The organism is Bacillota bacterium (assembly GCA_040754675.1).
Taxonomy (GTDB): Bacteria; Bacillota; Limnochordia; order Limnochordales; family Geochordaceae; genus Geochorda.
The window spans coordinates 1-2,325 of the sequence record JBFMCJ010000611.1; the positions used below are offsets into that span (position 1 = coordinate 1).

Below are 2,325 nucleotides of genomic sequence, written 5' to 3' on the forward strand. Positions count from 1 at the left end.
CGAGCGCCCACGGGGCGGGTGCGGCGGGGTGAGGGTGCTCCTCATATGGCACGGCGCGGCAGGTCTGCGGTATCCGGAGAGGCTGGAGGCGCTCGCGTCCTCGGGCCTGGAGCTCACGCTCGTGACCCCGCGCCGGTGGATCCACCCGGAAGGGCGCTGCGTCACGCCTCCCGTCCGTGGACGTGGCTACGAGGTCGTGCCTCTCCCCGTGCTCTGGCCACGTCACGGGGCCTTATACGCGTACGCCGGCGGCCTCCCTTCCGTCCTCAAAAGGGTGCAGCCGGACGTGGTCCACATCCACGAGGAACCCTACGCCCTCAGCACGGCGCAGGCCATGGCGGTTGCCAGGCTGTTGGCCCCTCGAGCCGCGATCGTGGTGGAGGCATGGCAGAACCTCGTCAAGAGCTTCCCGCCGCCTTTTCGATGGATCGAGCGCTGGGTGCTCCGGCGGGCTGACGGCTTCATTGCCGGCAACGAGGACGTGCGCAAGGTGCTCCGGCACAAGGGGGCCGCCGCTCCCATCCACGTCGTGCCCCTCGCCGTATCTCCGCAGCGCTTCCGAAGGGTCCCTCGTGACGGCCTCCGCCGGGAGCTGGCCGGCACCTCGTCATTTCTCGTGGGCTACGTGGGGCGCCTCGATGCTGCGAAAGGCGTGGACCTGTTACTGCGGGCGGCGGCCGGCGAGGAACGGTGGAGCGTCGTCGTGATCGGTGCGGGGCCTGACGCCCCACGCCTGCAGCGGGTGGCGCGGGCACTGGGCATCCGAGAACGGGTGAGGTTTACCGGCCCGGTTTCCCAGGACGCGCTCCCGCGCTACCTCAGCTCCCTGGATGTGCTGGTGCTGCCGTCCGTCAGCACGCCCCGCTGGGTCGAGCAGTTTGGCCGGGTGCTGGTGGAGGCTATGGCGTGCGAGGTGCCCGTGGTGGGCTCGTCTTCCGGGGAGATCCCCAGGGTCATCGCCGATGCGGGCCTCGTCTTCCCCGAGGGCGATGTCTCGGCCCTGCACCGGTGCCTTGCCCGGCTGCAGTCGGACCCCTCGCTGGCTGCGGTTCTGGCTGCACGCGGGCTGGCACGGGTTCGAGAGCATTTCACCTGGGAGCGCGTGGCCCAGCTCACGCTGAATGCTTACCGCCATGCGATCCACCGGCGACGTGGCGAGACACGTCTGGTTTCGGGGTCGTCGGCATGAGTAGGCTACGGATGCTGACGCTCCTGCGCCTGGCCATCGCCGTCCACGCCTTCGTGGTGCCCCTCTTCTACGAACTGCCCGTGCCGGGCCTCCGTCTCACCAGCAACGATCTGCTGTCCGCTCTCATCCTCCTGTCGTGGGGCGCGTGGGCAGGCTACCGTCTGCTCGCGCGAAGGGATCGTGCCCCGGCCGCGATGGCACTCGGCCCCCTCTTTCCTGCGACCGCGGTCTTTGCCCTCTCGCACGTTCTCTCTACAGCAGTAGCCCGTGATACGTTTGTAGCGATCCGGGAGACCACGAAGACCCTGGGCATCCTCTTCTTCCTTCTCGTTGCTCAAGGGCTCATTGCCGATCCGGCGGATCGACGCCGCCTCGCGTGGGCCGCGACCCTGGGGGCAGCCGTGGCATCCTTACTTGCCATTGCCGAATCTTTCTCCTGGAGGGGTAGCTGGGCGTACTTGGCCCTGCGGCCGTCGGCGACGACCGGCAATCCCAACACCTTGGGCGCCTACCTGGCCGCACTGCTCCCCGTTGGTTTCGCTCTGATCATGGGTTCCGGAGTCAAGCTTTCCGACGCGTCAGGCATGGTGGGACGGACGGCTCGCGCCCTCGTCACATCCCTGGCGGTACTGCTTACCACGCTGATCGCTCTGGCTCTCCTGCTGACACTCTCCCGGGGAAGCTGGATCTCTGCCGTGGCTGCTGCTCTCGCTTGGGTGGCCGTCGCAGGTAGGAGCCTCCGGAGGGGGCTTCGCTCACGGACGGTACCTGGGATGATACCAGGCTTGACGGCGGCCGCCGGGGTAATTCTGGGGGTCGTCGTTGTGGTTGCCTCGGTGGTTCCGGCTCCGGCCCTGGACCGTGCCCGGGCGACGATTGCGGCCCGTGCCCGCTCTCTCACGAGCCTGGAGTCGTCCAGCGACGGGGTTCGCATCGTCCTCGTGCAGGCGTCGTGGCGTATGTTCCAGGAGCATCCCCTGTTTGGGGTAGGGCCCGGCAACTTCGCCACCGAGGTCGACGAGGTGGCGCCAAGGGTCGTGAGCGACCAGGACAGGGTGCTTCTACCGCGAGTAACTGCCCTGGAGTTCCCCCACAACTGGCCGGCTCAGATTGCAGCGGAGAACGGTCTCCTCGGC

2 protein-coding genes are annotated in these 2,325 nt (G+C 68.2%); both read left to right on the plus strand.

What is annotated here, in order from left to right; all coding sequences use genetic code 11:
* Positions 1-1,189, plus strand: a 1,189-nt coding sequence (locus tag AB1609_21570) for a glycosyltransferase family 4 protein (protein ID MEW6049025.1), incomplete at its 5' end; no start/stop codon positions are given.
* The coding region (locus AB1609_21575; protein ID MEW6049026.1) for an O-antigen ligase family protein at positions 1,186-2,325 on the plus strand (1,140 nt) is incomplete at its 3' end. The genes AB1609_21570 and AB1609_21575, both read left to right, overlap by 4 nt.